Source organism: Deinococcus humi, from assembly GCF_014201875.1.
In the GTDB taxonomy this organism is placed as follows: domain Bacteria; phylum Deinococcota; class Deinococci; order Deinococcales; family Deinococcaceae; genus Deinococcus; species Deinococcus humi.
Window position 1 is genome coordinate 195764 of the sequence record NZ_JACHFL010000004.1, and the last position, 22118, is coordinate 217881.

The 22118-nt window shown below is 67.7% G+C and carries 15 protein-coding genes; 4 read left to right on the forward strand and 11 right to left on the reverse strand.

Annotated features, from left to right (window positions below; translation table 11 throughout):
- Window positions 1-33 precede the first annotated feature (33 nt).
- The 7 genes from cydB to HNQ08_RS09970 form a co-directional block, all read right to left on the reverse strand.
- A complete protein-coding gene (gene cydB, locus HNQ08_RS09940; protein WP_229789843.1) occupies window positions 34-1101 on the reverse strand; it encodes a cytochrome d ubiquinol oxidase subunit II in 1068 nt (355 codons plus the stop codon).
- A complete protein-coding gene (locus HNQ08_RS09945; protein WP_184130890.1) occupies window positions 1098-2513 on the reverse strand; it encodes a cytochrome ubiquinol oxidase subunit I in 1416 nt (471 codons plus the stop codon). Before HNQ08_RS09945 ends, cydB begins: the two co-directional genes overlap by 4 nt.
- Window positions 2510-4132, reverse strand: a complete 1623-nt coding sequence (gene cydC, locus HNQ08_RS09950; protein WP_184130893.1) for a thiol reductant ABC exporter subunit CydC — start codon at window positions 4130-4132, stop codon at window positions 2510-2512. Before cydC ends, HNQ08_RS09945 begins: the two co-directional genes overlap by 4 nt.
- Window positions 4129-5769, reverse strand: a complete 1641-nt coding sequence (gene cydD, locus HNQ08_RS09955; protein WP_184130897.1) for a thiol reductant ABC exporter subunit CydD — start codon at window positions 5767-5769, stop codon at window positions 4129-4131. Before cydD ends, cydC begins: the two co-directional genes overlap by 4 nt.
- Before the next feature lie 192 nt (window positions 5770-5961).
- Window positions 5962-6588 (reverse strand): hypothetical protein, encoded by a 627-nt coding sequence (locus tag HNQ08_RS09960; RefSeq protein ID WP_184130901.1) that lies wholly within the window; start codon window positions 6586-6588, stop codon window positions 5962-5964.
- A gap of 10 nt (window positions 6589-6598) precedes the next feature.
- Window positions 6599-11044, reverse strand: a complete 4446-nt coding sequence (locus HNQ08_RS09965; RefSeq protein WP_184130905.1) for an alpha-2-macroglobulin family protein — start codon at window positions 11042-11044, stop codon at window positions 6599-6601.
- Window positions 11045-11209: 165 nt separating this feature from the next.
- Window positions 11210-12214 carry a sugar-binding transcriptional regulator gene (locus tag HNQ08_RS09970; RefSeq protein WP_184130907.1) on the reverse strand — a complete coding sequence of 335 codons (1005 nt, stop codon included), beginning with the start codon at window positions 12212-12214 and terminating at the stop codon, window positions 11210-11212.
- Between the two features lie 237 nt (window positions 12215-12451).
- Between HNQ08_RS09970 and glpK the strand changes: the two genes are divergently transcribed.
- The 4 genes from glpK (at window position 12452) to HNQ08_RS09990 (ending at window position 17805) form a co-directional block, all read left to right on the forward strand.
- The gene (gene glpK, locus HNQ08_RS09975) at window positions 12452-13957 is read left to right on the forward strand and encodes a glycerol kinase GlpK (RefSeq protein WP_184130909.1); all 1506 of its coding nucleotides are present in this window, start codon (window positions 12452-12454) and stop codon (window positions 13955-13957) included.
- A 120-nt stretch (window positions 13958-14077) separates the two neighbouring features.
- The gene (locus HNQ08_RS09980) at window positions 14078-15673 is read left to right on the forward strand and encodes a glycerol-3-phosphate dehydrogenase/oxidase (protein ID WP_184130911.1); all 1596 of its coding nucleotides are present in this window, start codon (window positions 14078-14080) and stop codon (window positions 15671-15673) included.
- 190 nt (window positions 15674-15863) lie between these two features.
- The gene (gene paaK, locus HNQ08_RS09985) at window positions 15864-17144 is read left to right on the forward strand and encodes a phenylacetate--CoA ligase PaaK (protein WP_184130913.1); all 1281 of its coding nucleotides are present in this window, start codon (window positions 15864-15866) and stop codon (window positions 17142-17144) included.
- A 19-nt stretch (window positions 17145-17163) separates the two neighbouring features.
- Window positions 17164-17805, forward strand: a complete 642-nt coding sequence (locus tag HNQ08_RS09990) for a GNAT family N-acetyltransferase (protein ID WP_184130915.1) — start codon at window positions 17164-17166, stop codon at window positions 17803-17805.
- Window positions 17806-17810: 5 nt separating this feature from the next.
- Here HNQ08_RS09990 and HNQ08_RS09995 read toward each other — a convergent pair whose 3' ends face one another.
- From HNQ08_RS09995 to HNQ08_RS10010, 4 genes are read right to left on the reverse strand one after another with little or no spacing between them, the layout of a single operon-like run.
- On the reverse strand, window positions 17811-18947 hold the full coding sequence (locus tag HNQ08_RS09995; RefSeq protein WP_229789835.1) for an NAD(P)/FAD-dependent oxidoreductase: 1137 nt from the start codon (window positions 18945-18947) through the stop codon (window positions 17811-17813).
- A complete protein-coding gene (locus HNQ08_RS10000; RefSeq protein WP_184130917.1) occupies window positions 18944-19759 on the reverse strand; it encodes an SDR family NAD(P)-dependent oxidoreductase in 816 nt (271 codons plus the stop codon). The genes HNQ08_RS09995 and HNQ08_RS10000 overlap by 4 nt, the downstream gene beginning before the upstream one ends.
- Entirely contained in the window at window positions 19756-21342 is a 1587-nt protein-coding gene (gene pxpB / locus HNQ08_RS10005; RefSeq protein ID WP_184130928.1) for a 5-oxoprolinase subunit PxpB, read from the reverse strand. Before pxpB ends, HNQ08_RS10000 begins: the two co-directional genes overlap by 4 nt.
- Window positions 21343-22116, reverse strand: a complete 774-nt coding sequence (locus HNQ08_RS10010; RefSeq protein WP_184130932.1) for a LamB/YcsF family protein — start codon at window positions 22114-22116, stop codon at window positions 21343-21345.
- Window positions 22117-22118 lie beyond the last annotated feature (2 nt).

The following is a 22118-nucleotide window of genomic DNA, read 5'->3' on the forward strand; positions in this document are numbered from 1 at the left end:
CCCGCTGGCCTCCTGCCTTCGTTCAGCGGACGGTCAGACCGGTCCATCCTGACCGTAGACCAGCTTGCCCTCTTCCGCCTCGTCGCGGCCCTGGACGCGCCGCCGGAACACCCAGAAGTTCCAGCCCTGGTACGCGATGATCAGCGGCAGGAAAATTCCACAGGCCCAGCTGAGCAGCCGCAGCGTGTAGGGCTCAGAGGCGCTGTTGGCCACAGTAAGGTTGAGGGCGGCGCCCAGCGTGCTGGGCATCACGTTGGGAAACAGGCTGAGGAAAATGGTGGCCGTGGAAAACACGATGGTCAGGCCCGTGGCGAAGAAGGCCAGACCGTCGCGTTTGAGGGTCAGGGCCAGCCAGATCAGCCCCAGATTTACGGCAGCCAGTGCAGGAAACAGCCACTGACTCAGACCGAAGGTGCTGAACAGTTCGCGGCCCACGAAGCCCAGCAGCACAAAACCCAGAACCAGCACGGTGGCGATGGCCCCAAAGGTGAGCGCGGCGCGCCGGGCCTGCCCATGAAGCGCACTGCCCGGTTGCAGGCGCAGCAGCAGGAACGTCGCCCCGTGCAGCACGAACAGGCTCAGGGTGGTCAGGCCGCCCAGCACGCTGAACAGATCAATGGCATCGCTGACGCTGCCCGCATAGCGCCCGTCCGCGCCGATCGGCAGGCCGCGCACCATGTTTGCCATGATCATCCCCCACAGGAAGGCTGGCAGGGCATTACACAGAAAGGCGGTCACATCCCAGAAAATGCGCCAGCGGCGGTTGTCGATCTCGGCCCGGTACTCGAAGGCCACGCCGCGCCCGATCAATGACAGCAGGATCAACGCGAACATTGGGTACAGCGCGGTCATGAGGGTGCCGTACCACAGCGGAAAGGCCGAGAAGATGACCCCGGCTCCCAGAATGATCCACACCTCATTGGCCGCCCAGAATGGCCCCACGGTGCCCAGCATCGTGCGACGATCACGCTCATTCCTGGCCAGGAACGGTTGCAGCATCCCCTCGCCGAAAGTAAAACCGTCCAGAAAGAAGTAGATGATGAATGTCAGGCCCACGAGGAAGAACCAGACTGTGGCGAGAATGCTCGGGGCTTCGCTCACGCGCGGCCTCCTTCCGACACGTATTTGGGCGCCGGCAGCGAGGGCGCTTCCACTTCCGGCTCGTGCATGCCTGCGCGCGCTGTGCGCGTCAGCAGGAAAACGTCCAGACTGATCAAGGTCAGGTACACCACCCAGAAGGACGCCAGCGACACGAACACCCACAGTGGGTTGAGGTCGCTCACGGCGTCCTGCGTTCGCAGCAGGCCCTGCACGATCCACGGTTGACGGCCCATCTCGGTGGTGATGAACCCACTGAAGTTGGCGAGGTGTGGGACCAGGGGCATCACCAGCAGCACGGGGTACAGCACGCCGGGATCATCAATCTTGCCGGTGCGCCAGCGCCAGACGTAGATCAGGCTGACGAGCAGCATGATGGCCCCCATCCCGATCATCACGCGAAAAGCCCAGTACACCGGCCAGACCCAGGGGATGTAGTTGCCGGGACCGTACCTGGCCTCGTATTCGGCCTGCAACTCCTTGATGCCCTTGGCCTTTTCGGTGAAGTTGTTAAACGCCAGGAAGGAACCCAGATACGGCAGGCTGATCTCAAACCTGTTTTCCCGCAGGCTGTTGCTGGGGAGGGCCACTAGGCTTTCGGGCATCCCAACGCCCTCGGGGGTCTCCCACAGCGCGCTGAAGGCGGCGTACTTCATGGGTTGATCGACAATCGCCGTCTGGCCCTGATAGTGCCCGGAGGCCAGGACCCCCACCGAGCCGAGGGCGGCCACCGTCAACGCCACCTTGAAGCTGCTGCGAAAGGCCTCAGGGTTGTGCCTGCGCCGCAGGTGATAGGCGCTGACCGCCAGCACGAAGAAGGCGGCCACCGTCAGACCGCCGGTAAAGATGTGCGAGAACCACTGCAGCCCCTTGGGATTGAAGACCACGGCCGAGAAGTCGGTCAGCACGGCGCGGCCACCGCGCAGTTCAAAACCCACCGGGTTTTGCATCCAGGCATTGGCGATGATAATCCAGTACGCGCTGATCGCCGTGCCAATCGCCACGATCCAGATGCTGGCGAGCGAAGCCCACGCTGGAATGCGGTCCTTGCCGAACCACCACAGCCCCAGGAAGGTGCTTTCCAGAAAAAAGGCCATCAGGACCTCCAGCGCGAGCGGCACGCCGAAGATGTTGCCCACGAAGGTGGAGAACCCCTGCCAGTTCATGCCGAACTGAAATTCCTGCACGATGCCCGTGACCACGCCCACCGCGAAGTTGATGAAGAACAGATGCCCGAAAAAGCGCGTCAGGTTCTCCAGTCTGGGATTCTTGCTGCGGTAGGCCATCGTTTGCAGAATGGCGATGATCAGGGCAAAGCCCACCGTGAACGGCACGAAGAAGTAGTGAAAGATGCTGGTGGTGGCGAACTGGAAACGCGACAGGTCCAGGGTGGACAGTCCAAAAATCTCGTTCATACGGCCTTCCTTTGGGAAACGGGGACAGTGGGGACGAGGTGGCCGCCGCGCAGGATCAGGTGGCGTTCGGCCAGGGCCAGCGGTGCGGCGCGGTGCGTTACGAGGAGCAGGGCGCGTCCGGCCCATTCGCGGGCGATGACAGCCAGGACCTGCGCTTCCAGCGTGGGGTCAAGATGCGCGGTGGGCTCGTCCAGGATCAGCAGGTCGGCGTCCTTGAGCAGAGCGCGGGCCAGGCTGACGCGGGCGCGCTCGCCCCCGCTGAGCAGCTGTCCGCCCTCCCCCACCCAGGCGTTCAGGTCCAGGTGCTCCAGACCGAGATCATGGAGGAGAGTCCTCAGCCGCTCGTCCGGGGCGTGATGATCGCCCAGCAACAGGTTCTCACGCAACGTGCCGTCCAACAGTGGGGCCTCTTGCTCATGGATGCTGAGCCGGGCCCGCAGCTCGGCGGGCGCGAGGCTTCGCAGATCGGCGCCGTTCATCGTCACCCGTCCGCTGTCCGGATCGAGGTCACGCGACAGCAGCCGCGCCAGGGTGGTCTTGCCGCCGCCGCTGGGGCCGGAGATGGCCAGCGTCTCGCCAGCCTGCAGTTCAAGGTTTACACCGTCCAGCATCGTGCGGCCCGTACGACTCACCGAGACCTGTTCAAGATTGATCCTGAACGGTCCGGCTGGAATGGATGCGGGCTGTTGGGGCGCGGTCACGGCGGGCGTCAGCGCCTCCAGCACGCGGCGGCGTTCCCCGGCCGCCCCGGCCACCGCGTCTGCCCCCGGCACAGCAGAAAGCGGCGCGGCGGCATCAAACGCAGCGGCGGCGGCCAGCACGATGCCGGCCAGCAGAATACCGCTTAGCTCGCCCGTACCCACCAGCCAGGCTCCACGCCACAGCACGCCGGTCACCGCAACGGCAAAGGCCAGTTCCTGCGCCAACGCCAGCCCGGCGCTCAGGCGGCCCAGTTCGCGGGCAACGTCTTCTGATCCCCACGCGAGTCTCGCCAGTTCCGGGGCGTGGTGGGCGGCTGCATTGTCCCCTCCCCCTGCAAGGGCGTCCAGCAGGCGGGCGGCGTGTTCGCGCGACACGGCCACGTCCTGGCGGGACAGTGCCGAGACCCGGCCCCGCACCGCCCACACGGCCCACACGCTGAGTAACAGGGGCACCACGGCCAGCAGGGCCAGGCCCACGTCCAGCCACACCAGTCCCCCCACCAACAAGGCCAGCACGCCCAGCAGCGCGGCCAGCGGCAGGCTGACGCGTAGGGTCCGGAACTGGGCGGCGTCTACATCCGTTCCGCCCCGCGACAGCAGATCGCCGCCGCGTTCGCGGGCCAGCAGATCGCGTCCGAAGCGGGACACGGTATCGAAAAGGCGCAGCCGCAACCCCTCACCCGCCTGCAAAGCAGCCGCGTGTCCGGTCAGGCGCTCGGCGTATCTCAGTCCGGCGCGCCCCAGGCCCAGGCCGCGCACCGCCGTCACCAGCAAGGTGAGGCTCAGGAAGTCGGGGGGCCGCAAGGCCGCGCGCGAGATCAGGACGCCGGAAGTCGCCGCCAGTCCCACCCCAGCGCAGGCGGCCAGGATGCCCAGCACGACCGGCAGGCGTAGCGGGGTCTGACGGGCAGCGCTCACGCAGCCACTTCCGGTTCTTGGGCGGGCGTGAGGCAGACGTCCAGCCAGCCCTGGGGCGCGGCGCGATGGGTCGCCAGAATCACTGTGCGGCCCCTGAAGGCCTGCTCGACGGCACGCATTACCCCGGACTCGCTCTCTGAGTCCAGATGCGCGGTGACCTCGTCCAGCAGGACCAGTCCCGCACCTGACAGCAACGCACGCGCCAGCGCCAGCCGTGCGGTCTCGCCGCCCGACAGCTGAACGCCGCCTTCGCCCAGCGGGGTCTGCCAGCCTTGCGGCAGGGCGTCCAGAACCGGAATCAGGCCGACGGCGGCCGCCGCAGCGCGCAATTCTGCCGTCGTCGCCTCTGGTCGCCACAGCCGCAGGTTCTCGGTGACGCTGGCGGCGATCAGGCGCGGATGTTGCGGCACGAAGGCCACGCGCGCCTGCCACCCGGCGGCGTCCAGCTGGTCCAGCTCAAGGCCATCCACCCGGATGTTCCCTGCGTGCGGCATATGCTTTCGCACGGCGTGCAGCAGGGTGGTCTTGCCGCTCCCGCTGGGACCACGCAGGGCGGCCAAGGAGCCCGGTGGCAGTTCCAGACTCAGCGGCACGGTTTCGGTGCCCACATCAGCGCGGGCCTCGGCAAAAAGCAGGTGTGGGACGCGCGGGCCAGCCTCCACCACGCCCGACGGCGCAACCTGAACGGCCAGCGTTTCCGCCAGTTGCTCCGCCAGCGGTTCGGCGTCCAGCGCGGCGTGACGGTCCGCGCCAAGTTGCCGGAGCGGGCCGAAAAATTCCGGCACCAGCATCAGGGCCGCCAGGGTGGGGGCCAACGTCGCCTCGCCGCCGAACAGACGGACGCCAATCCACACGGCGATGAGGGCTGTGGACAGCGTGGCCGCGAAGTCCATCACGAAACCGCTGAGAAAGGCCACCTTCAGGACCTTCAAGGTGGTTTCGCGGTGCTGCGCGGCGGACTGCCCCAGCACCCCCCGGTACGTGGCCACGGCGCCGAAGGCATGAAGCGTCGGGAGATTCCGCGTCAGGGTCAGCAACCGCGCCGAGAGGCGGGTGTGCGCTGTCCACTGACTCTGGGTGGCCGCGCGGGTGGCCAGCCCCACCAGCGCCAGAAACAGCACAGTCAAAGGCCCGGTCAGGAGCAGCAGTCCCGCTGTGGCAGGATCGAGCCAGAAGGTGGCCGCCAGCACCAGCACGAAGGCCAGCGCCGCGTGAACCGCTCCAGGCAGGTAGCGGGCGTAGTACGGCGTCAGGCGCGGGGCGAGTTCGGCGTCAAGCGCCGCCAGATCGGCCCCACGCCGCTGTGCCACGGCGACTGGCCCCAGCGCCAGGGCCTGACGGGTCAGCCGTTCGCGCCAGTAGCGGACACTGTGGGCGGCCAGCTGCTGCCCCGCCCATTCACGTCCGGCCCGGCCCAGCGCCCGCAGCACCAGCAGCGCACCAATGCAGACGAGCGTTCCCGCTCCATGCAAGGTTCCCTCCAGCAACGCTTCCGCCACCACCCGCGCGATTAGGAGAAAGGCCGCCACCGTCGCGCCCAGCCCCAGCAAACTGAAGCCTGCGCTGAAACCGAGCCGCCGCCTCACTGCTGGGGCTGCCGACAGAAGCCGCAGGGGGGAGGGGGGGGAGGAGGCCATATGCCAATCCTGCCGCCGACGGCGTAAAGTCTCAAGTGCGGGCGTCCCCTCTTGGGGTCACGCTTCCTTCAGCGTTGTCTGGCCCAGCAGAGCCATGCGGCGGCCTGGCGAAGGAAGGCTGAAGGTCCAGTTCTGATGGTTGTTCTGAATCCTGTGCCGAGCAGTCTCTGGGAAACACAGCTGAGCCGGCCCTCACCGTTTCAAGGCGCCCTGCCAGCCCCGTGCCCGGACCAGCTTCGCGGCCCGGACGGTGGCCTCGCGGTAAGCGGTACTCAGGCGGCCCGGATCGCGGCTCAGAAGTTCGGCGTCCAGGCGGGCATCCGGCATGCCTTCCAGTCCCGTCGGCGTGCGTGGGTCCGCTCTGCCCTCGCCGCTGAAGGTGCGGGCCAGTCCCTCGGCCAGCCAGCGTGGGATGCCGGGGGGCTGCGCCGTGTGGAACGCCTCGTGTCGGACGGTGGTGGGCAACAGGCCACGCTCGGCCAGGGCTGAGAGCCGCTGCGTACGAATCACGGCCCCCCGTGTGCTGGCCGCGATATTGGCAGGCTCCCCGGTACGGGCGGCGAAGTCCGCCGCGTTGCCCGCCGCCTCGATCCGTACATTTGCCGGCAGCTCCAGGCCCAGCCCCTTCAGGTCACGCGCCGCCGCGTCCCAGGCTTCGTAGACCGCTCCGAGTTGCTGGCGATCACGCGGGTCCGCGAAGATCACGCTCAGCCTGCCGTGTTGGACCTCAAAGGCGTGGGCGCCGGGGGGTAGGAGCATCAGCCATAAGAACGCCCCGCCAGCATGCTGGAGAAGCGCCCTCCTCGACAGTTTCTTCACCCCTTTCCCCTCACTGCCCCCGGTCCCGCACCGTGAACGTCGTCGCCGGGGCGTAGCCCTCCACTTCCGGGTCATACATCAAGAAGGCGTGGGTGGGCAGGGCCGTGAAGGTACCGGGGGTCTGGGCGCGCAGCAGGTAGGTCATCTTCCGCTCGCCCTTCAGGTAGTCGGCGTACAAGTCCACACGGTCATCGAGAAGGTCACGGCCCGCGTACCAATAGTTCCAGCTTTCCCAGCCGTATTCGTCGGGATCTTGCAGGCCCGCGATGCTCAGGCTGCGTTCGTCCAGCGCCTTCATGCCCGCCGGAATGGGATCGCTGACGATCAGGTAACGGGCCGCCTGGCCCACCGGCTGCACGCTGAGGGTCACCAGGATCAGGTCGCCCACCGTGACGGGCTGCATCTGCCCGCCCTTCAGAAGTGGCACGCGGCGGTAGGTGTAACGCTTGTTCCTGGCGTCCCAGACCGGCTCCAGGCGCTGGTACTGGCGGCTCAGGCGAACGCCCCGGCTGGCGTCACCCCTGAGTTCGGCGGGTTCGCGGCTGTAGTGGAGCTGGGTGCTGAAGGTCAGCCCCGCAGGGGCGCCCCGCAACGTCACGGTGTGCGGGCCGGGCTTCAGGGTGCGAGCATCAATCTTGAGGGTGGCCGCTTCCTGGCCGCCCAGGGTGGCCTGCCCGGCAGCCTTCCCGTCCAGCAGGGCGCTCACGTCGCCGCCCACCCCTTTCGCGGGTTTGAGGGCCAGCGCCGCGATGATTACGTTGGTGGTGTCCTGGGTGGACAGCCATTTCGGGCCGCGCCGGTTGGACAGCAGCCACTGCGAGACGCCAGAGATCAGGGCGCTGTTCGGTTCCAGGGTGGCGACGGCTTCGAGCGCCCTGGCCGTGACCTGAATGCTGTTGTCATCCCAGAAGTTGGACCACGAGTCGCCGCCATCCCGTCTGGGTGTTTCCCAGTGCAGCAGAGCGCCACCCTGCGTGCCCATTCGCCGGGCTTTCAGGCGGTCCAGCACGTCGCGGGCGGCCTGGCGCTGCCCGGTCCGATTCAGAGCCAGCGCCGTTTCGGCCAGCGCGTAGGGTTCCAGATCCTTGCGGCGCGCGAAGGAGGCCAGCTGTCCCTGATCCACTTTCCCGGCGTCAGCCAGGGCACGGTAGGCGCTGGCGCGCTCGGCCTGCCTGCCCTTCGGATTGGGCACGTTCCTGGCGAGGTACTGCAGGCCGCTGTACAGCATGTTGTTGTTGACCTTGACGCCCAGCCGCTTGGCGCGCAGCAGGCCCTCCACCACGTAGGCGCTCATCTCCAGCGTGCTGTCGTCGTACTGCCAGAAGTTCCAGCCGCCGTCCTCGTGCTGGAACAGCTCCAATCTGGCCAGCCCCGCGCTGACAATGTCGGGCAGGTCCCCCGCCACACCCTGCGGCAGGGCGGCGCTGCCCAGATTTTCCTGCGCCAGCAGAGCGGGCAGAAAGCGGCTCATGGTCTGCTCGGTGCAGCCGTAGGGATAGCCCACCAGATACTCCAGCGCGGGGGCAACGGCGGACAGCAGCGACGGCGTGAGACTCACGCTCAGGTCCAGCGTTCCCAGATTGGCGTCGCTGGGAACGTTGAACCTGACGCTGGGGCTGGACGCGCTGCCCACGGCGGTCTGCGTGACCTCGTAACCCCTGGCTTTGACCGGGAGCGGAAGCTTGAGGGCGTCATTGCCCGAGCCGGTGCGGGCGGTGAAGGTCACGTTCGCCGTGCCGACCTGGCCCGCCCGAACCTGCAAGTCGGTGCGGACACGCCCATTTGCGGCCACGTTCAGCGGCGTGCCGCCCGCTTTCAGGGCCGCCCCGCCCAGCGGGCTCAGCCCATTGAGGACCGCGCTGGCCGTCCCGGTCACCGGGCGGTTCAGCGTGTTGTTCACGATGCCCGAGAGCGTCACCGTATCGCCGCGGACCAGGAAGGTGGGCAGGCTCAGGCGGGCGATCACGTCCCTGGTGGTCATGGTGGTGGCAACGGCCTGTCCAAAGCGCGGCAACCCCGTCTGGGCACGGGCGGTGGCCACCCAGGTGGTGAGGTTGTCGGGGAACCTGACTGAGACCTCGGCGTGGCCCTGCGCGTCGGTCAGAAGCCTGGGCAGCCACAGAATGGTGTCCTTGAAGTCCTGACGTGGCGTGATCGGGTCGGCGCTGGCGGCGTCAGCGGCCTTCGATTGCTTGTCCTGCGCGAAGGCGGGCCTGGATTCCATCGGTCTGGGGGCGGAGGCCACATCGCCCACCTGCGAGAAGGAGAAGTTGAGGCTGGAATCGGTCCCCACCGCGTTGCTGCGCGGCGAGTCGAAGACCTGGGACAATGGGGTGGAAGTGTCACGCTGCACCAGATAGATGGCCTGGTCCACCACGGCCAGCGCCACTTCCCCCGCCACGCCCTGGCCATCGGCGGTCTGCAGGTCCACGCTGAGTTTGCCGGTGTCGCCCGGCGCGTAGCGGGCCTTTTCCGGCGTGACCCTGACCGTCAGGGCCGCGCCCACACGGGGAACCTTCACGCGGGCGTCGTTGCTATAGAACTGGCCGTCACTGAGGGTGGCCGCCGCGACATAAATGTTGGGAGACATGTCCGCCGTCACCGGGAAGCGGTATGTCAGCACCGCACCCGTGCCGCGCAGCACCACAGAGTTGCGTAGTCTGTCACCCTCCAGCGTCACCAGCACCGGTGCCCCGGGCCTGGGATTGCCCACCAGCACAGTGGCGGTGTCGCCGGGAGCGTAGCTCTTGCGGTCCAGTTGCACGGTCAGGTCGCGGTAGTTCCAGCCGTAGTCCTCGCCGGGCTTGAGCACCCAGACGAAATTCTCGAAGGTACTCGTGCGGCCCTGCGCGTCCTTAACTGTGGCTCGCACCAGGTACCCGCCCCCGCGTGGGGTGGATAGGGTGGTGCTGGCCGTGCCCGCCGCGCCCGTCCGCACCTGGGAGTGAGCCAGCCGCGTCTCGCTCAGCACCCAGATCCCCTTCTTCCTGTCGTAATCGTAATTCTGGCGGATCAGGTCCAGGGTCACGGGCGCGGCGCGACCCACGTCCTTCAGGTCACGGGTGTCCAGCGACACCCGGATTGGTTTGCCCGCGTCGTAGACGTAGCCGTCGGTGGTGGCCTCCACCTTCAGGCTGGCGGGAAAGGCGATCACCTGCGTCGCTGCGCTGACCGTGCGGCGCGATTCGTCCTCCACCTCGGCCTCAATGCGGTAGCTGACCGGCTGGCCCTCCGGGTCACGCGCCAGCGGCAAGCTCAGGTCCAGATCACCGTTTGCGTTCAGGCGAGTTTCCTCCTGAATCACGAGGTCTGAGCCGTAATCGCGGCCCTCGCTCTCGGGCGGCAGGGAATCGCTGTCGAAACCGGGCGGGTAGTACGGCGCGCGGGTCACGTTGTAGTTGACCCTGGCCCCCCCCAGGTTGCCGCCGAACAGGTAACGGGCCGAGATGCGAACATTGACCTTCTCGCCCTGCACGGCGCGTTTGCGGTCCGGCGAGAGCGTGACCGCGTATTCGGGCTTCTGGTAGGCCTCCACCTGAAAACTGCCGCCAATATCGCTCTGGCCGTCCCCAGCGGCATTCCGCGGCGCCAGCGAGAAAGAATACTCGCCGAGCTTCGCCCCAGCCGGCAGGTCCAGCCCGGCGTCCAGCGAACCCAGCGCATTGGTGGTCAGCGTCTTGCGGTACACCTCATCGCCGTCCGGGGACTGGATGGTGACGCGCACGGGCGTGTTCGCCAGCGGCGTCAGCTGGCCGGCCTGCCGCAGCACCGCCTTGAAGTCCACATGCTGGCCGGGCCGGTAGATCGGGCGGTCCGTGTACACGTAACCGCGCACCAGGGGGGCCGCGTAGCTGTTCCAGTACGCCCCGCTGATGGCCCAGTCGTTGCCGTAGCGCGCCAGAAAGGTTTCCTGGGTGGCCGTGGCGCTGGCCTTCGTCTTAAAGCGGGCCACGCCGTCGGCACTCGCCAGCACCGGGGCCACTCCTTGGGATGGGCCTCCCAGCGTCCACACCCGCGCCGCCCGCGTCCGGCCATTCTCACGGTCGGCCGTGTAGGTCAGGGCCTGTCCGGCATCGCGCTTGACCACCAGCCCCAGATTGCTGACCAGCACCACCGCGCCCAGGCTGCCCGTCCCCACCACATACACGCCGCTGGGCAGCCTGCCGAAGTCCAGGGGCTGGTCCCGCTTCCTCAGGGTGACGGTGCGGATCGGTGCGCTGCGGCCCACAGCAGCCAGCCTGGGTTCATGCGGGTCGGGCGAGGCGGCGAACAGGGCTGCCGGATCGGACACCTTGCGGAGCGTAAACACCGTCCCGGGAGGCGCGTAAACCTCTACCCTGACCGGCTGACCGCTCCTGTACACCCCACCATAGATCGAGACCTCGCGCTGGGCCGAGGCCAGCCCCACCAGCAACAATCCTGACAACACCACGCCCCGCGTCCACCGTCGCTTCATGTTCGCCCCTTCCTGCCTCTGCCGTGCGTGAATGGAGATTTGCCTGGACAGATTGTGTCATTTCCTGCCTTGATCGGGGAAGTCCTGACCGCGCAGTGGACCGCCGGTTCGCCCAGCATGCGCCGAAGCGGCAGGGAGTGTGTGGGCTCACTCACCCAGGACGAATTAGCCGGGGACCGGACCTTCGCCCCTGGCATCGCCACGGTCCAGGACCGCCCGCGCCGTCATCTCGTCCACGATCAGGCGGCGCATCAGGCGGCCCTCCAGCGCGGCCTGAAGGGCGGCGGCCTTGCCCAGCCCGCTGACCACGCACAGCGAGTCGCTGGCGTCCCGGATCAGCTCCAAGGGCGGGCCGCTGGCACGGGCGTTCAGGGAAAGGCCCGCGTCGCTGCCGTCCGCCCGGTAGAAGACGGTGCCGATATCCCCCACCGCCCCCTCGGCTGCCAGGACGGCCATGTCACCACTGTCCAGATAACCGGCGCTGTAGACGTGACTGGGAATGGACGCCGTGTGGCTGCCCACCGAGTAGATCAGCAGGTCGGCGTTTTCCTGCAACTCGAGCACGTGCCGGACACTGCGCTCGCGCCACATGGCCCGCTTGGTGTCTGGATCGTCGAAGAAGGTCGGCACCGGAAACAGCTGCGCCCCCGCCGTGAAGTTGCGGGCAAAGCGCAGGATCGTGTCGGTTACGAAGCCGCTCATGAAATCTGCCGCATTGGCCGAGCCGTTGAGTTGCACGAAGGTCAGTTCTGGGACGGGCCGGGGAAGCAGGGCGTGGCTCACAGCGCTCATGGTGGTGCCCCACGCCAGCCCCACCGTCATGCCGGGGCGCAGCAGTTCGCCCAGCGCGGCGGCAGCGGCCGCAGCCGTGCGGTCGAGCCACACGTCCTCGGCACTGCCCTGCGGCACGCCGACCACTTGGACGTTCAGGAACGGGTAGCGGGACTTCAAGCGGGCCTCAAGCTCCTGCGCTTGGCCTTCGGGGTCGTGAATGCGAATTTCGACCAGACCGCGGCGGCGGGCGTGGGACAGCAGGCGTGAGACCTTGGGCCGCGACAGCCCCAGTTCAGCGGCAATCGCATTGGTGGTCAGTCCCTGGACGTAATACAGGCGGGCCACCTGAACGGCCTGGACGTCCTGGCTGACAGAAATAGTACGGTCGCGGGACATGCAGGGGCCAGCATACGCCGCTCTTCCGGATCAGGTGACCGGCATGGACCGCGACAGGGAGCAGCCAACAGCAGGTTGCACATCTGTTCAGCAGGCCATATCATCTGTTCAATCGTGACGCGCTCTCCGCAGCGCAATGATCCGTCTGGATGGCCGGGGAGTACGAGAGGTTCCAGACGACAGCCCATCACTGCCCAGGCAGCCCGTCCTGGCAGGCCACAGGAGAAGCGCGAATCGATGACCCAGTACATTCTGTCTCTCGACCAGGGCACCACCAGCAGCCGCGCCATCGTCTTTGATCACGCCGGCCAGATCCGGGCGCGGGCACAGAAGGAATTCCGGCAAATCTTCCCCCGGCCCGGCTGGGTGGAACACGACGCGGACGAGATCTGGAGCACCCAGAGCGGCGTGATGCAGGAGGCCCTGAGCAGCGCCGGAATCCGCGCCTCGGACCTGGCGGCCATCGGAATCACCAACCAGCGCGAGACGGTGGTGGTCTGGGACCGCCGGAGCGGTCAACCCGTCTACCACGCCATCGTCTGGCAGGACCGCCGCACCGCCGGCCTGTGCGACCAGCTCCGCGAGGCAGGCAAGGAGACGACGTTCCAGGAGAAGACCGGCTTGCTGCTGGACGCCTATTTCTCGGGCACCAAGATCCGTTGGATTCTGGACCATGTGGACGGCGCACGTGAGAAGGCCGAGCGCGGCGAACTGGCCTTCGGCACAGTGGATTCCTGGCTGGTCTACAGGTTAACCGGCGGCGAGCTGCACATCACCGACGCCAGCAACGCCAGCCGAACCCTGCTGTACAACATTCATACGGGCGACTGGGACGACGAGCTGCTGGCGTTGCTCGACATTCCCCGTTCCATGCTGCCCAGCGTGCGTCCCAGCTCGGAAGTGTATGGGCACACCGCGGCGGGCCTGCTGGGCGCACAGGTGCCGATTGCGGGTATCGCGGGGGACCAGCAGGCGGCCTCCTTCGGGCAGGCGTGCCTGGACGTGGGCATGGCGAAGAACACTTATGGCACCGGCTGTTTCATGCTGCTGAACACGGGTGAACAGGCAGTGGCGTCCAGGCACCGGCTGCTGACCACGGTGGCCTGGCAACTGGGTGGGAAGCGGACCTACGCCCTGGAGGGCGGCGTGTTCGTCGCAGGCGCGGTCGTCCAGTGGTTGCGCGACGGTCTGGGCATCATCCGCTCGGCGGCGGAGGTCGAGGAACTGGCCTCGCGCGTGCCGGACAGCGGCGGGGTGGTGCTGGTGCCCGCCTTCGTTGGGCTGGGCGCGCCGTACTGGGACCCCTACGCACGCGGCACCATCGTGGGCATGACGCGCGGAACCACTGCCGCACACATCGCCCGTGCGGCGCTGGAAAGCGTGGCCTTCCAGAGTGCCGAGCTGCTGGAAGCCATGCAGCAGGACACCACCCTCCACGGCGCCCAGGTCTCGGAGTTGCGGGTGGACGGCGGCGGCAGCGTCAACGACGCCATGATGCAATTTCAGGCCGACATCCTGGGCGTGCCGGTGATTCGCCCCAAGGTGACCGAAACCACCGCGCTGGGCGCGGCGTACCTGGCCGGACTGGCCGTGGACTACTGGCAGGACCAGGCCGAACTCAAGGCGTTGTGGCAGACCGGGCAGACTTTCGAACCCACCATCGAGGCAGGGGAACGCGCAGAGCGTCTGCAGACCTGGAAACGTGCAGTGGAGCGCAGTCGCGACTGGGATCGGCCGCAGTGACCCCGCTGTTCCACCTTCACTTCCGCTGTCTTCACCGTGGGCGGTGCACCCCATGTCCGGGACTGGAGAACATGCCTCCCACAACCCTAACCCGCATCACTTCAACAAGGAAACCCAACCATGCGTGACAAGACTATTGAAGCCGCCACCAAGCCCACCCCCTGGGACATGCTGGTGATCGGAGGCGGGGCGTCCGGTCTGGGCACAGCGGTGGAGGCAGCCACACGCGGCTACCGCACCCTGCTGCTCGAATCTCACGACTACGCCAAGGGCACCTCCAGCCGCAGCACCAAACTGGTCCACGGCGGCGTGCGGTACTTGGCGCAGGGCAACATCTCACTGGTGCGCGAGGCGCTGCACGAGCGCGGCCTGCTCAAGAAGAACGCGCCGCATCTGGTGCGCGATCAGGGCTTTTTGATTGCCGCCTACAAGTGGTGGTCTGCGCCGTTTTACGGAATCGGCCTGAAAATGTACGACCTGCTGGCCGGAAAGCTGAACCTCAAGGCCAGCCGCTACATCAACAAGGGCCAAGCCCTGAACAACATTCCCACCCTGAAGAAGGCTGGCCTGGGTGGTGGCATCCTGTATTTCGACGGCCAGTTCGATGACAGCCGCCTGGCGATCACGCTGCTGCGGACGCTGGAGGACCACGGCGGTGTGGCGGTCAACCACGCGCCGGTAACGGGCCTGATCATCGAAGGCGGCAAGGTCGTGGGAGCCCACTGGCGCGACGCGGAAACCGGCCAGACCCACGAGGCCCGCGCCAAGGTGGTCGTGAACGCCACCGGCGTCTTTGTGGACGATCTGCGGCGGATGGAAGACCCGCAGGTCAAGCCCATGCTCTCGCCCAGCCAGGGCGTCCATGTGGTGGTGGACCGCCGTTTCCTGCCCGGTGACAGCGCGTTGATGGTGCCGCGCACCGATGACGGACGGGTGCTGTTCGCCGTCCCGTGGCACGACCACGTGGTGATCGGCACCACGGATACCCCGGTCCCCGACGTGTCCTGGGAGCCGCGTGCCCTGCCCGAGGAGGTGGACTTCATCCTGAAGACAGCGGCGCAGTATCTCGACCCTGCCCCCACCGGTGCGGACGTGCGCAGCGTCTACGCCGGACTGCGCCCGCTGGTCAGGGCAGCCGAGGGCACCGATACCAAGGCTCTGTCGCGCGATCACGTCATCCGCATCTCGGCAGGGGGCATGCTCACGCTGACTGGCGGCAAATGGACCACCTACCGCCGCATGGGCGCGGACGCCGTGAACCGTGCCGCCGACCTAGCGGGCCTGCCCAGGCGCATGAGTCTGACCGAGGGGCTCAAACTCCACGGCGCCACCACCGAGGCACTGGCCGAGCCCTGGAAGGTCTACGGCACCGACGCCGAGCGGATCAGGGCGCTGCCCGGCGCGTCGGTCATGCTGCATCCCGACCTGCCGTATTCGGAGGCCGAGGTACGCTGGGCCGCCCGGCAGGAGCAGGCCCGCACCGTGGAGGACGTGCTGTCCCGCCGCACCCGCGCCCTGCTTCTGAACGCCCGTGCCAGCGCCGCCACCGCGCCACGCGTGGCCGCGATCCTGGCCGAGGAACTGGGCCGAGACGAGGCGTGGCAGGCGACACAGGTGGACGCCTATCGACAGTTGGCGAAGGGCTACATGCTGCCTGATGGAGTGCTTCCGGCAAATGCCACGGAAAGGGAGCAGATGGAAACCCGTCCAGCCTGAGCCAGACACCCCAGCCTCGCGGTTGCGGAGAGCACAACCTCATGACCCGTCTTTCAGACCAGCCGCCCAGATTCGCGTCCGGGCGGCTGGTCTGCTGCTGTGCCCGTTCAGTCGCTTTCCTGGCCCACCCTCCCCCTCCCCACGGTGGCGGCGGGCCGTTAGACTGACCCCATCCCAGGAGGTTTGCCCCTTGTTTCAGCCCCAACTTGAGAACCTGCCCGTGCCCGAATTGCGCGCCCTGCAACTGCGCCGCTTTCAGGACATGGTGGCGCGACAATACGAACACGTACCCGCCTACCGCGAGAAGTTTGCCGCGGTGGGTGTAGGGCCGGACGACCTGACGTCGCTGGACGATCTGACCCGTTTTCCCTTTACCCGCAAGGTGGATCTGCGCGACAACTACCCGCTGGGGCTGTGCGCCGTACCCCAGGAGAACCTGCGCCGGCTGCACGCCAGCAGCGGGACCGGGGGCAAACCGACGGTGGTGGGCTACGACGAGCGCGATCTGGAAATCTTCGCCGAGGTGGTGGCCCGCAGCCTGCACGCGGCGGGGGCGCGGCCCGGGATGGTCTTCCACAACGCCTACGGCTACGGCCTGTTCACCGGCGGACTGGGTCTGGACGGTGGCGCGCGGCGGCTGGGTCTGTGTACCGTGCCCGTCTCGGGCGGCGGTACAGAGCGGCAGGTGGGCTTGATCCAGGACCTTGGCCCAGAAGTCATCGCCTGCACGCCCAGCTACGCCCTCGTGCTGGCCGAGGCGTTGGAACGTCAGGGGCTGGGGCCGGACGATCACTCGCTGAGATACGCCGTGCTGGGCGCGGAACCCTGGGCCGAGAAGACCCGCGCGGAGGTCCAGCGACGCCTGGGCGTGACCGCCACCAACATCTATGGCCTGTCCGAGATCATCGGCCCCGGCGTCAGCAATGAGGACGCCGCCGAGCAGCGGGGCAGTTACATCTGGGAGGATCATTTCTACCCGGAGATCGTGGACCCCGCCACCGGGGAAGCCCTGCCGGACGGCGAATGGGGCGTGCTGGTCCTGAGTAGCATCAGCCGCAGCGCCATGCCGATCCTGCGGTACTGGACCGGAGATATCACCCGCCTGCTGCCCGGCGACAACGAGACCGGGCGCACCATGCGGCGCATGGACATCATCCGGGGGCGCAGCGACGACCTGATCATCCTGCGCGGTGTCAACGTCTACCCCACCCAGCTTGAGGCCGTGCTGGTGAGCCTGGGTCAGGTCAGCCCGCACTACCACGTTACCCTGACCCGCACCGGACCCATGGACGAACTGACCCTGCAGGTGGAGGCTGAAACGGAGGCCGTCACGCTGCGCGACGAGATCGTGCGGCTGATCAAGACCCAGGTGGGCGTGACCGTGCGCTGCGAACTGTGCGCGCCGGGCAGCCTGGCCCGCAGCGAGGGTGGCAAGCTCCGGCGCGTGACGGACCTGCGGGGCGAGCGCTAACGCGGCCCATGGGCCACCCTTGACCCGTCCGCTGATCCGGCCCGTGCGGCCCGCCGACGAGGCCCGGCTGGGCGAGATCGCGTATCTGACCGGCTTTTTCGGGGGCAGCGCCGAGCGGTATTTTCCGGACCCCCAGCTGTTTGCAGACCTGTGGATGCGGGCCTATTTCCGGCTGCCGGATTCGGTGGGCTTTGTGGCTCAGGTGTCCGGAGACGTGATCGGTTACATCATCGGCTCGGTGGACGAGAGGGCTTACCGGCGGGCACTGGTCCGCGTGGTGGTGGACACCGTGCTGCCTGGCCTGCTGTCACGGCGTTACCGCCGTCCCCTCGCGGCGCTCCCCTACCTGCTCCGCAGCCTGCGCTATCCCTCGCCGCACGTTTCCGTGGGCGAGTTTCCCGCGCACCTTCACCTGAATCTGTTGCCCACGTCCAGGGGGCTGGGACTAGGGGACAATCTCCTTCAGGGCTTCCTGCAGCGGCTGCGAGAACGGGGGGTTCCTGGCGTGCAACTGTCCACCACCGACGAGAATGTGGCGGCGCTTGGCCTGTACCGGAAGGCAGGGTTCAGCGTTGCGGCGGCGGAGCAAACCCAGCTGTGGACGCCATGGCTGGGCCGTCCGGCGCGGCAGTTGTGCCTGGTGCGGCGCACTGGCGGCTGAGCCGGTTACAGTTGCAGGTCCAGCCGCCTGACCTCTGCGCCTTCAAAACGCTCGATCCCCAGCGGCGAGACGTCAATGAAGGGCGCCTCACCCACGGCAATTTGCGCCATCACGCGGCCGGTGGCGGCGGCCTGCATCACGCCGTGTCCGGAAAAGCCGCAGGCATTGAGCCAGTCGTCCACGCCAGGCATGCGGCCCACCACCGGAAAGCCGTCCGGAGTGAGTTCGTAATAGCCCCACCAGCTGGCGTTGCGGTCCAGCGAGGCCGTTTCCAGCCACGGCCAGCGCTCCAGCGCCAGGCTCAGGGTGGGTTCCAGCCAGTCCCAGTTCAGGCCCTCGCGCCAGCCGGTGTCGCCAGGGTCCGCCCGCCCAAAGATCAGGCGTTCGCCCTCCGAACGCAGGTAAACGCCGCTCGTGAGGTCAAAGGTCATTGGAACGGGGCGGTCCAGCGTGAGTGGGCCGGTGCTGAAGACCATCCGGCGCGCAGGCTGCACCGGAATGTCGAGGCCCGCCAGCCGTCCCACCTCCCCGGACCACGCGCCCGCCGCGTTCAGCACTTGTGGGGCCTCGAAGGTTCCGGCCGGCGTCTGCACCTGCCAGACCTCGCCCAGCCGCGCAATGGCCGTAACGGGCGTGTCCAGCACCACCCTTGCCCCGGCCTCGCGCGCCAGCCGCACGTACTCGTGGTTGAGGCTGTGGGCATCCACCTTGCCGTCCGTGGGGCAGAAACTGCAGCCACCCAGGCCCGCCGTGTCGAAGGCCGCATACTGCTGCGCCTCGGCGGGGGTCAGGGCCTCGGAGGGAATGCCCAGGCTCTGTTGCAGGGCCACGGCCTCCTGGTGTTCCGGCCATCCCGCTTCCGGAATCAGCATCAGGTAGCCCTCGGCGCGGTAGCCCGATTCCGGCATGGCCGCGTACTCGGCGATGCTCTCGCGCGACAGCAGGATGTTGGTGACGCTGTTGAACTGCGCCCTCACCCCGGCCACGCTGCGTCCAGTAGAGCCGCTGGCGGGGCGGTCCCGGTCCAGCACGATGACTCGCAACCCGCGCTGCGCCAGTCGGTAAGCACTGGCCGCGCCGATAATTCCGGCGCCGATGACCATGATGTCGGCGCTGTACGGCCTGGAAAGGGGGGCGGTCACGTCAGGTCCGCCTCGATGACGGGAAACCCCTCCACCGGGTACGTGTCCACATTGGCGCTGCGCTGCTGCGCGAGCACGCCGCCGTCCACGCTGATGAACTGCCCGGTGATGTACGAGGCGTCATCCGAGGCCAGGAACAGCGCCGCCCCGGTCATGTCCTCGGCCACACCGTAGCGCCCCAGCGGCACGGTCTTCTCGCGCACGCGCAGGTCTTCCTCGGTCAGGCCGTAGGTGTTGATGAATCCGGGCACCACACCGCACACGCGCACGCCGTAGGGGGCGAGATCCAGCGCCATCGAGCGCGTCATGGCCTCGATGCCGCCCTTGGTGGCGTCGTAGGCCACGTTGCCACGGTGTGCACGAGTGGCCCCGCCAGAAGACGTGCTGATAATGACCCCTTTGCGTCGCCGCGCCATGACAGTGGCAGCCCGGTGCGAGCACAGGAAGACGCTCTTGAGGTTGACCTGAATGATGCGGTCCCACCAGGCCTCATCGGCCTCCAGAAAGTGACGGGTGGTGTCGATCAGCCCGGCATTGTTGTACAGCACGTCCACGTATCCGAACGACTTTTCGATTTCCACGAACATGGCGTTCACGGCTGCGGCGTCGGACACGTCGGCGGGGACGGCCAGGGCCACGCCGCCCGCCGACGTGATCTCATCCACCACCGCTTCCACCATGTCCGGCTTGATATCGTTGACGGCGACTTTTGCGCCCTCGGAGGCAAAGCGCAGGGCCACTGCCCGCCCGATGCCTCCCCCTGCGCCCGTGACGAGGACGGTCCTGTTGCTGAAACGTTGTGGGTGGGTCATGTTTTTTCTCCTGTAGGAAAGTTTCGGGCGTCCACGTACCAGCGCTGTGCCCAGTCCCTGGACGTGCCGGAAAGGTCGGGGTTTAAAGACACCAGTTGACCGGGCCGCAACTGGGCCGCCAGCGGCAGGTCCTCGGGATGAACGACGGCAGGCTTGTGGTAACCGCCGATCCGCCCCCGGTCCGAGAGCAGGATGATCGGCTCCCCGGCAGGCGTAACCTGCACCGCGCCGGGTGGGGTGGCCTCGCTGGTGACCTGACCGCCCGGCACCTGCTGTCGGCTGTGGGTGCCGCCCAGCCGCAGGCCCATGCGGTCTGAGCCGGCCACGCGGAAGGGGGCGCTCCCCAGAGCATTCAGGGCCTCCGGCGAGGCCTGTGGACCGGGCAGCAGGCGCAGGGTGACGTGTTGCGGCAGGCTCAGCGGCAGGCTGGCAAAACCGGGGAGGGCGTCTTGCACAGTCGCGAGGCCCAGCACGTCACCCCCCCGCAGGGGCCGCCCCACCCGGCCGATCAGGTCCGTGCTGCAACTGCCCAGAAACGGCGCACCTTCAAAACCTCCGGCCACTGCAAGATAGGCCCTTGCACCCGTCTGGGTAGAGGCAAAACGCAACGTCTCGCCCTGCCGGAGCCGGAAGCCCTGCTGCATAGGCCGGCCTTCCGGGCGCATCCCGAAGCCAGCGACGCCCACCACCATGTCACGCAGAGCCGTGAGAACCGGCCCCTTCAGGGTCAGCTCCAGCAGTGGCGCGTCTGGCGCGTTGCCCACCAAGCCGTTGGCGAAAGCAGCCGAGAGGGAATCCAGCGGGCCACTCCGGGCCAGGCCCACCTGTGCCTGTCCCAGACGCCCGCTGTCCATCAGCAGGTCCAGCAGGCCCGATCTTTCCACCCGGAAGGCTGGAAAGCTGGGCTCGGCGGGCCAGGTTTCGCGCACTTCGGGCAGGGGCGGCGTTTCCCCCACCGAGGGCCGGAAGTGCACGCGGTCCCCCGGCGCGATCAGGAACGGTTCGGCGCGGTTGGGGTCATAGATCGTCGCCAGCGCCGTGCCCAGCAGGTTCCAGCCCCCCGGCGAGGGCAGCGGATACACGCAGGTCTGGGCATTGGCGACGGCGACCGCGCCCTGGGGCACACTGGCGCGGGGTGTGGAGCGGCGGGGCAGCCGCAGGTCTGCCGGAACTTCCCCCAGAAAGGGAAATCCGGGGGTGAATCCCACCGCATAGACGTGATACCCGGTCCCCGCATGCAGCCGGATGACCTCGGCTTCGCTCAGGCCGGTGCGGGCGGCAACATCGGGCAGGTCAGGACCGTCGTAGCGGACGGGAAGTTCAATCAGACGGCCCGCCACCCCAGCCACGTCGTCGAAACTCCGCAGATGCCGCGCCACCCACCCGCGCACCGCCACGCCAGACACCACCGCCTCGTCGTACTCCACGAACAGGTTGACGTAACCGGGACCCAGATCCGTGACGCCGGGCAGCAGATCAGCCCGTAGCGCCCGGTGGAATGCGTGCAGACGGGCGTTCTGGCGCAGGTCCAGTTCCTCCGAGAACTGAACGTAGAAGCCGGTGGCGTGGGCGGAACGCCGCATTCAGGAGATTCCGGCAAAGGAGCGCACCGCCACGCCCTCCTTCTCCAGCGCCTCACGAATCGCGCGGGCGATCTGCACGGCGTTGGGGTTGTCACCGTGGATGCACAGCGAATCCACGTCACAGACGAAGTGACCGCCGTCAATCGCCTCAATGCGCCCCTGTGTGGCCATCATCACGGCGCGCCGGGCGGCCTCGGCAGGGTCATGGATGCTGGAACCGGGCATGGAGCGCGGGGCCAGCCGCCCGTCCTGCAGGTAGGCGCGCTCGGGAAAGGTCTCAAGGACCACCGGAACGCCCAGCCTGCGGGCCTCGGTCTCCAGCAGCGTTGCGGGCAACACCATCAGCGGCAGCGCCGGATCAAAATCGCGGGTGGCCTGGGCAATCGCCGCCGCCGTGGGCGCATGCGTCCAGGCACGGGTGGACAGTGCGCCGTGGGCCTTGACGTGCTGGAGGGGGACTCCGGCAGCCCGCGCCATCCCCGCCAGCGCCGAGATCTGATACAGCGTGTCGGTATAGACCTGATCCGGTGACACCTCCATGATGCGCCGTCCAAAACCGGGCAGATCGGGGTAACTGGGATGTGCCCCGAGGCCCAGGCCATGCTGCTTGGCCCGCGCCACCGTGGCCTGCATGGTCAGCGGATCGCCTGCATGGAACCCACAGGCGACATTCACGCTGCTCAGCAGGGGAAACAGGTTGGCGTCGTCGCCCAGCGTCCAGGCCCCGTAGGATTCGCCTGCGTCGGCGTTGAGGTCAATGGTGGTGCGGGTCATGC

Excerpts from the sequence above, each read along its gene's own strand:
- pxpB (WP_184130928.1), bottom strand. The coding sequence starts at position 21,342 with ATGCGGCGTTCCGCCCACGCCACCGGCTTCTACGTTCAGTTCTCGGAG.
- glpK (WP_184130909.1), top strand. The coding sequence starts at position 12,452 with ATGACCCAGTACATTCTGTCTCTCGACCAGGGCACCACCAGCAGCCGC.
- HNQ08_RS09965 (WP_184130905.1), bottom strand. The coding sequence starts at position 11,044 with ATGAAGCGACGGTGGACGCGGGGCGTGGTGTTGTCAGGATTGTTGCTG.
- HNQ08_RS10000 (WP_184130917.1), bottom strand. The coding sequence starts at position 19,759 with ATGACCCACCCACAACGTTTCAGCAACAGGACCGTCCTCGTCACGGGC.
- HNQ08_RS10010 (WP_184130932.1), bottom strand. The coding sequence starts at position 22,116 with ATGACCCGCACCACCATTGACCTCAACGCCGACGCAGGCGAATCCTAC.
- HNQ08_RS09980 (WP_184130911.1), top strand. The coding sequence starts at position 14,078 with ATGCGTGACAAGACTATTGAAGCCGCCACCAAGCCCACCCCCTGGGAC.
- HNQ08_RS09945 (WP_184130890.1), bottom strand. The coding sequence starts at position 2,513 with ATGAACGAGATTTTTGGACTGTCCACCCTGGACCTGTCGCGTTTCCAG.
- HNQ08_RS09970 (WP_184130907.1), bottom strand. The coding sequence starts at position 12,214 with ATGTCCCGCGACCGTACTATTTCTGTCAGCCAGGACGTCCAGGCCGTT.
- cydD (WP_184130897.1), bottom strand. The coding sequence starts at position 5,769 with ATGGCCTCCTCCCCCCCCTCCCCCCTGCGGCTTCTGTCGGCAGCCCCA.